The sequence below is a fragment of the Streptomyces phyllanthi genome (genome assembly GCF_009377205.1).
GTDB classification, from domain to species: domain Bacteria; phylum Actinomycetota; class Actinomycetes; order Streptomycetales; family Streptomycetaceae; genus Streptomyces; species Streptomyces phyllanthi.
This window is the reverse complement of sequence record NZ_VJZE01000391.1, coordinates 1-8,884: the sequence shown is the minus strand read 5'-3', so window position 1 is coordinate 8,884 and position 8,884 is coordinate 1. Positions and strand designations below refer to the sequence as shown.

The following is an 8,884-nucleotide window of genomic DNA, read 5'->3' as shown; positions in this document are numbered from 1 at the left end:
CCACCGCCATGTCCACCCCACGCTCAAGACACAGCCCCACCACCGACTCCGCACCCACACCCTGCGCACACAACAGCCCGGCCAACCGACCGGCACGCTCCCACAACCCCGCATAAGTAAGCGACGCCCCACCGCACACCACCGCCACCGCATCCGGATGCTGCCGCACCCGCTCAGCGACCAGGTCATGAGCCCCACCCACACCCGGCAGCGGCGCCACCGCATCGTTCCAGCCCGCCAACAGCAGCCGCCGCTCAGCCACCGACAACAAAGGCAGATCACCGACCCGCCGCTCCGCATCCTCGGCAACGGCGGTCAGCACGTTGACGAGATGTGCCGCCATCCGCTCCACCGTGGCGGCGTCGAACAGCGACGTCCGGTAGTCGATCCTGCCGACCAGCTCGCCACTGGCGTGGATCTCCCCCAGCCCCATCACGAGGTCGAACCGCACCGGCGGCGACGTGTCCAGGGGGAGGCCGTTCCGGGAGTCCGGTCCGGCGGCGCCTCCCGGCGCGGGCATGCCGTCGGCCGGGGCCGCGGGGTCGTAGTTGAACAGGACCTGGAACAGCGGGGCCCGGGACCGGTCTCGGTCGGTGGCCAGCGCGTCCACCAGCTGCTCGAAGGGCAGGTCCTGGTGCTCGTAGGCGCCCAGCGCCACGTCCCGTACCCGGCCCAGCAGCTCGGTGAAGGTCGGGTCCGCGGACAGATCGGTGCGCAGGACCAGGGTGTTGACGAAGAACCCGATGAGGTCGTCGGTCTCAGCACGGTTGCGGTTGGCCACCGGCGCGCCGACCACGACGTCGTCCTGGCCGCAGTACCGGCCCAGCAGCACGGCGGACGCGGCCAGCAGCGTCATGAACATCGTCGCGCCGTTGCGGCGGGCGATCTCCTTCAGCCGGTCCGCGACCGGCGCGGGGACCACGAACCCGACAGAGGCTCCGGGACCGTCCGAGACCCTTGAGCGGGGCCGGTCGACGGGCAGCTCCAGCACCGGCGCCCCGGCCAGCTGCCGACGCCAGTACGCCAGCTGCCCGTCCAGCACCTCCCCGGTCAGCCAGGACCTCTGCCACACCGCGAAGTCGGCGTACTGCACCCCGAGCGGCGCCAGCGGATCCGGCTCACCGGCGCGGAACGCCTTGTACAGGAGTTCCAGCTCGCGGTGGAAGATCCGGCCCGACCACTCGTCCGAGGCCACGTGGTGCACGGACACCGCCAGCACGTGCCCGGCCGCGCCCAGCCGGATCAGGCAGGCCCGCAGCACCGGCCCGGCGGCCAGGTCGAACGGCGCCGCCGCCTCCGCCGCCACCAGCCGCCGCGTCACGGTCACCGAGTCCGCCGTCGCGGACACGTCCACCACCGGCAGCGGCACCTCCGTCGGCGGGTCGATCACCTGGCTGGCGAGGCCGTCCCGGCCGGCGACCAGCCGGGTCCGCAACACCTCGTGCCGCGCGACGACGGCCGTCAGCGCCGCGTGGAGCGCCGCCACGTCGATGTCGCGGCCCAGGCGCATGTGCATCGGCACGTTGTATTCGGCCGATCCCGGTTCGAGCTGGTCGAGGAACCACAGACGCTGCTGCGCGAACGAGAGCGGGAGCCGGTCCCGCCGGTCCACCGGGGTGATCGACGGGGCGGAGCCGCGGGGGGCGCCCTGCCGGGTTCCGAGCAGTTCCACGATGTCGTCGCGCCAGTCCTGGAGCCTCTGCCGGAGGTCACCGGTCAGCACGTCCTTCGGTGCGGAGACCCGGAGCCGTCCCTCGTGAACGCTGAAGCGCACACCCTGGTTCTCGAGGTTCTCAACAAGATCTGCGGGGGAAGCAGCCATCAGGAAATACCATCCTCGCCGGGCCGTGCGTCCTGTCCGTAACCACCGAGTGCCTGGAGCACTTCGTCATCTGACATGCGCTCGATCTCGTCCAAGATCCGTTCCTCGACCACCTGGGCGAGTTCACGCACCGTGGGCTGGTCGAACAAGGCCGCCAGGGGCACCTCGGTCCCGAATGCGTCTCGGATGCGGGAGATCACCTGGGTGGCCAGCAGTGAGTGGCCCCCGAGTTCGAAGAAGTTGTCCTCGGCCCCGACGTGGTCCGCCCCGAGGAGTTCGGCCCAGATCCCGGCCAGCAGCTCCTCGGCGGGGGTCGAGGGCGCAACGTAGGAGCCGTCCTGGTCGGTACGGCCGATGTCGGGCACCGGCAGCGCGGCGCGGTCGATCTTGTTGCTGGACGTCAGCGGCAGGCCGGCCAACTCGACGAACACCGACGGGATCATGGATTCCGGCAGGCTCTGACGCAGATGCCCGCGCAGATCGCCCGAGTCGGGGATGCCTTCGGACGGGTCGGCGGGTACGACGTAGGCCACCAGGCGTACCTGCGCCGACTCACCGAACGGGGTCACCACCGCCACCTGCACACCGGGGTGGGCGGCGAGCGCGGCCTCGATCTCCCCAGGTTCTATCCGGACTCCTCGTACCTTGACCTGGTCATCGGCCCGGCCCAGGAACTCCATCCGTCCCGCCGCGCTCCACCGCACCCGGTCACCTGTCCGGTACATGCGCGAGCCATCAGCCGCGAACGGGTCGGCGACGAACCGCCGCGCGGTCAGCGCCGGACGGCCTCCGTACCCGCGAGCCACCCCAGGGCCGCCGATGAACAGCTCGCCGGCCACTCCGACCGGCACCGGGCGCAGCCGGGTATCCAGCACGTACACCGTCGTCCCGGCGACCGGCAGCCCGATCGGAACCGGCGAAACCGGCTCCCGCATCAGCCACGCCATCGACGTGATCGTCGCCTCCGTCGGCCCGTACGTGTTGAGCACGGGCACCGAAGTCCGCTCGAACCAGTCGGCCAACGCCCCGGCCGGCACCGCCTCACCGCCCAGGTTCAGCAGGCGGAAGTCCGGGCCCAGCCCGTAGCCCGCCGAAAGGTCGGAGGCCGAAAGGTCGGAGATGGCCAGCTCCCAGACCGCGGGCGTCATCTCCACCATGGTGACTCGCTGCGCCCGGATCTCTCGCAGCACCCGTGCCGGCGTCCACAGCTCGGCGCCGCGCAGCACCAGCCGCCCGCCGTACATGAGGACCGAGAAAAGCTGGTCCACTGTGGCGTCGAAGGTGATGGAGGCGAACTGCAAGGTACTGTCCGCCGGGGTGATCCCGTACTGGCGGCCCAGTTCCACCAGTCGCACGCTCATGGCGGAGTGTTCGATGAACACGCCGTTGGGCCGACCGGTCGAACCTGAGGTGAAGATGACGTACGCCAGGTTCCCCGGCCCCGCTTGGGCCGGCAGATCAGAGGCCGGGTGAGTATCGGTCGCCGCCTGGTCGCCATTGATCAGCAGCTGCGGTACCGCGGTGGATTCGAGCCGGTCCGCCACCTCGCTCTGGGTGATCACCAGCGTCGCCCCGGCGGCTTGGAGCATGTACTGCATCCGCTGACCGGGATGGTCGGCATCCAGTGGCAGATAAGCCGCACCGGCCTTCAGCACCCCCAGCAGCGCCACCATCAGACCGGTGCCCCGCTGCAGGCACACCCCCACCACATCCTCACAGCCGATACCCCGCGCCCGCAGATGCCGCGCCAACCGGTTCGACCGTGCGTTCAGCTCCCCGTAGGTGAGCTGCCGATCCCCCTCCACCACCGCAACCGCGTCCGGCCGCAGCCTCGCCTGCTCCGCGATCAGTTCCAGGACCGAGCCCCTCACCGCCGGCTCCGCACCCGTCCCCCACACCCGCAACTCACCACGCTCGGCGTCGGCCAGCAGCTCCAGGCCGGCCACCCGACGACCAGGTACCGCACAAGCCCGCAACACCGTGACCAGATGAGCCGCCAGCCGTTGGATCGTGGCTTCATCGAACAGGGCGGTGCTGTACTGGACGGCCCCGGCCAGGCCGCCCTCGCCGGAGTCACCGAGTGTGAGATCGAGATCGGCGAGGGTGAGCGTGCGCGCCGGCCCGCCCGCGTCGCGGTCGTCCAGGACGTCGGGCTCCTGCCGGCCGGCGTCCTCACCTCCCTGGACGTAGCTGAAGAAGACCCGGAACAGCGGGGTGCGGGAGCGGTCCCGGTCGGTCACCAGCGCGTCCACCAGCTGCTCGAACGGCAGGTCCTGGTGCGCGTAGCCCCCCAGCGCGGTCTCCCGCACCCGGGCCAGGACCTCGGCGAACGTCGGGTCCCCCGACAGGTCGGCGCGCATCACCAGGGTGTTGAGGAAGAACCCGATCAGGTCCTCGGTCTCGGCCCGGCCCCGATCCGCCACCGGCGTGCCCACCACGATGTCGTCCTGACCGCAGTACCGGCCCAGCAGCACGCTGAACCCCGCCAGCAGCACCATGAACATCGTCGCGCCGCCGTCCTGGGCGACCTTCCGCAGCCCGTCCACCACATCAGCGGGAACGGTGAACGGCACCACTCCGCTCGCCGTCGACCACACCGGCGGGCGGGGCCGATCGGTGGGCAGCTCCAGCACCGGGGCCCCGGCCAGCCGATCGCGCCAGTAACCCAGCTGCTGCTCCAACACCTCCCCGGTCAACCACGAGCGCTGCCACACCGCGAAGTCCGCGTACTGAACCGCGAGCGGCGGCAGCGGATCCGGCTCACCGGCCCGGAACGCTTCGTAGGACGCCAGCAGATCGCGCCGCAGAATCCGCTCGGACCACTCGTCGAAAACGACGTGGTGCATCGTCAGTGCCAGCAGGTGCCCGGTCTCGCCCAGGCGGATCAGGCAGGCACGGACCAGCGGCTCGGCCGCCAGGTCGAACGGCGTGGACGCGTCCACCGCCAGGAGGACCCGCGCCGCCGCCACCGGATCGGCGACGCCGGACACGTCCGCCACTGGCAGCGGCACCGGCGCCGGCGGGTCGATCACCTGGTGCGCCACCCCGTCCGGGCCCGCCACCAGCCGGGTCCGCAGCACCTCGTGCCGCGCCACCACCGCGTCCAGGGCCTGCCCCAGGACGGCCGCGTCCACGTGGGCGTCCCACCGTATGGGCATGCGCACGACGTATTCGGCCGATCCCGGCTCGAGCCGGTCGAGGAACCACAGACGCTGCTGGGCGAACGACAGCGGCAGCGGCCGGTCGCGGGACACCGCGGTCACCGGCGGCACCACCAGCCCGCGCGCGGTGCCCTCGATCACCTCGGCGAGGCCCCGCACCGTCGGATGATCGAACAGCGCGGCGAGGGGCACCTCGGCTCCGAACACCGCCCGTACCCGGGACATCACCTGCGCGGCCAGCAGCGAATGCCCGCCGAGCTGGAAGAAGTCGTCGCCTGCGCCGACCCGGTCCACCCCCAGTACCTGGGTCCAGATTCCGGCCACCAGTTCCTCGGTGGGGCTGGACGGGGCGGTGTACCGGCCATCCAGGTCAGGGCGGTGCTGGTCGGGAGCCGGCAGCGCCGTCCGGTCGGTCTTCCCGGACGAGGTCAGCGGCAGATCGGCCAGCTCGGTGAACAGTGCGGGGATCATGAATTCGGGCAGGCTCTGGCGGAGGTGGTCGCGCAGCACGTCCACCGGGGGGACGCCTTCGGCGTGGTCCGCCGGGACCAGGTAGGCGGCCAGCCGTCGGCCGGCGCCGTCCCCCCAGGCGATGACCGCGGACGACCGGATCGCAGGGTGGGCGTTCAGCGCGGTCTCGATCTCCCCCGGCTCGATCCGGAAGCCCCGGATCTTGATCTGGTCGTCGATCCGGCCCAGGAACTCCAGCTGTCCGTCGGCACGCCAGCGGACCCGGTCGCCCGTCCGGTACAGCCGCGAACCGTCCCCGGCGAACCGGTCGGCGACGAACCGCTCCGCGGTCAGCGCCGGGCGCCGGCCGTATCCGCGGGCCAGCTGTCCGCCGCCGACGAACAGCTCGCCGGCCACCCCGACCGGTACCGGGTCCAGCCGGGCGTCCAGGACGTACATCCGGGTGTTGGCGATCGGAGTGCCGATCGGCGGGCCGCCACCGGGGGACGGGCCGACGGCGCCGATGCTGGCCGCCACCGTGGTCTCGGTCGGGCCGTAGCCGTTGAGGAGGCGGTGGTGGTTCTGCCACGCGGCCGCGAGGTCGGGGTCCAGACGCTCACCCACCGTGATCAGGGTGCCCAGTCCCCGGAGGTCGCCCGGCTCCAGCACCCTCAGCAGCGACGGCGGCAGGGGCGTCACCCGCACGGCCCGGTCGCGGACCAGTTTGGCGAGCAGGTTCGGTTCGGCGCGCTGCTCCGGCGTGGCCACGACCGATGCCCCGCCCAGTGGCAGCGCCATCACCAGCTCGCCGACCGCGCCGTCGAAGCTGAGCGGCGCGAACTGGAGCACCCGCGTCCCCGGTCCGGCCCCCACGGCCGCGGAGAGCCCGATCGCCAGGTTGACCACGCCGCGGTGAGCCACCTGCACGCCCTTGGGTGTGCCGGTCGAACCCGAGGTGTAGATCACGTAGGCGAGCCGCTCCGGGCCGCCCGGCACCGGGCTGGGCGGTGTGGGAGGCGACGCCGCGATCGCGGCCCGGACCGCCGGGTCGTCCAGTACCACGGTGGGCAGCCCGGTGGGCAGGGTCGCGGGCAGGGAGGTACCGACGACGATCGCCGCGCCGCTGTCGTCCAGCATGAACGCCGTCCGGTCCGCCGCCTGGTCGGGGTCCAGCGGCAGGTACGCCCCGCCGGCCAGCCAGACCGCCAGAATGGCGATCACCGCGTCCGGTCCCGGCGGCAGATGCAGGCCCACCACCGTCTCGGCGGTGACACCGGCCTCGCGCAGCCGGTGGGCCAGCCGGGCCGCGCGTTCCACGAGGGCGGCGTACGTCAGCGACACGGAGCCGCTTTCCAGCGCGATCGTGTCCGGCGCCGCTCGCGCGATCAGATCATGGGCTCCGTCGACCGGCGGTGTCGGGACCGCCGTGTCGTTCCATTCGTCGATGAGACGGCGCCGTTCCCGCTGGGTGAGCACCGGCAGGTCGGCGACCGGGCCGCCCTCGTCCGCGGCGATGGCCTCGAGCACCGTGGCCAGGTAGCGGGCCATTCGCCCGGCGGTTTCGTCGTCGAATCTGGCCCGGTCGTACACCAGCCGGACGACCAGTTCGTCGTCCCGGTTGACGATGACGGCCAGCGGCTCGTGCGCCTGCATCTCGAACAGGATCCGCTGGATCCGGATGTCACTCCCCGTGGAGCGGTACTGGTCCCGCGCCGTCGGTGTGGGGTAGTTCTCGAAGACGAACAGCGTCTCGAACAGGGGCTGTCCGGCGGGGATCTCGCTGCAGGCCTGGATGTCGGTCAGTGCGGTGTGCTCGAAGCGTCGGCCGCGCGCCTGCTCGGCCTGTATTCCGGCCAGCCACTGCGGGACCGTCTGGCCGGGATCGACCTTGATGCGGGCCGGGGTGGTGTTGATCAGCAGGCCGACCATGTCCTCGATGCCGTCGAGCTGACCGCTGCGCCCGGAGGAGATCACGCCGAACACGACGTCGTCGGTACCGGCGTAGCGGGCGGTGAGGACCGCCCATGCGCCCTGGACGATCGTGTTGACCGTCAGCCGGTGCCGTCGCGCGAACTCCGCCACCCGGGCGGAGGTGTCCGTCGGCAGGCGGACCCAGGCCGTGCCCTGCCCGGTCTCCCCTGTCGTGTTCCCTACGCCCAGCGGCGTGGGCGCGGTGAGACCGGCGAGCCGCTCCCGCCAGTACCGCCGGGCCGCTTCCTGATCCTGGCCCGACGACCAGGCCACGAAATCACGGAACGGCCGCCTGCTCGGCAGCCTCGGCTGTCGCACGGCCACCAGTTCCCGGTAGGCGTGCAGGGCGTCCCCGACCACCACCGGGGCGCTCCACCCGTCCAGCAGCAGGTGGTGGTAGCTCCACAGCACCCGATACCGGTCCTCCCCCAGGCGCATCACCGCGACCCGCGCCAGCGAGGGCGCGGCGAAATCGGCGCCCCGGGCGGCGTCGGCGGCCTCGTACTCCGCGACGGCCCGCTGCCGGGTGCCCTCGTCGAGGCCGGACAGGTCGATCACCTGCCAGGGCAGCGGCACCGACCGCGACACCACCGCCACCGGTACCTTGGCCTGGTCCCACACCCCGGTGCGCAGGACCTCGTGCCGGGCGAAGACCAGCTCCCAGGCCTGCCGCAGGAGTCCGAGGTCGATCCGGCCGTCCAGCAGCAGCCCGTACTGGATCCAGTACATCCCCTTCTCGGGAGCGAGCCGGGAGTGGAACAGCATGCCCTGCTGCAGCCCGGTCAGCGGGTAGATGTCCTCGATGGCGCCGCCGCGCGGTCGCGCCGTCATGTCGAACGCCGTCACGACCCGCCTCCGGAGTCGGTGCTCTCACCCGGCCCGGACACCGAGCCGAAGTGCTGGGCGATGAGGTCCAGTGCGGCGTGGTCCAGGTCGGCCAGCGGGAAGTCCGACGGTGTGTAGTCGTCGGCCTCGGGGCGGCAGCAGTGGTCGATCAGCTCGCCGAGGACCTCGATGTAGCGGTGCGCCAATCCGGAGATCGTCGCCTCGTCGTGGATTTCGTCGCTGTAGCTCCAGACCAGGCTCAGGCGGCCGTCCGCGACTCTCCCGAGGATTTCGATCAGGTGCAGACGGTCGCCTTCGGGTGATCGTGCCCGGCCGCGTGGCCCTTCGGTGAACCGGAACGGGTCGTCGGCGTTGTGGCTGGTAGCGGCCTGGCCGAGGTAGTTGAAGCTGATCTCCGCGGTCGCGGGCGGCCGCCAGCCCGACAGATGGCGCAACAGGCCATAACCCAGACCATGACGGGGCACCCGCCGCACCATCTCCTTGGTGTCCGCCAGCACCCGGCCCGGCTCGGTCCCACCGCCCAGCGCCACCGGATACAGGCAAGTGAACCAGCCCACCGTCCGGGACAGGTCCATCCCGGGACCCTCCTCGTGACGACCGTGGCTCTCCACGTCCACCACCACCGATCCCCCAC

At 71.8% G+C, this 8,884-nt stretch carries 3 protein-coding genes; all 3 read right to left on the bottom strand.

The window, feature by feature from the left end:
• Positions 1–1,822, bottom strand: a 1,822-nt coding sequence (locus FNH04_RS35440) for a condensation domain-containing protein (RefSeq protein WP_152789957.1), incomplete at its 3' end; no start/stop codon positions are given.
• Positions 1,822–8,250 carry a non-ribosomal peptide synthetase gene (locus tag FNH04_RS35435; RefSeq protein WP_152789956.1) on the bottom strand — a complete coding sequence of 2,143 codons (6,429 nt, stop codon included), beginning with the start codon at positions 8,248–8,250 and terminating at the stop codon, positions 1,822–1,824. The genes FNH04_RS35435 and FNH04_RS35440, both read right to left, overlap by 1 nt.
• The coding region (locus FNH04_RS35430; protein WP_228031792.1) for a condensation domain-containing protein at positions 8,247–8,884 on the bottom strand (638 nt) is incomplete at its 5' end. The genes FNH04_RS35435 and FNH04_RS35430, both read right to left, overlap by 4 nt.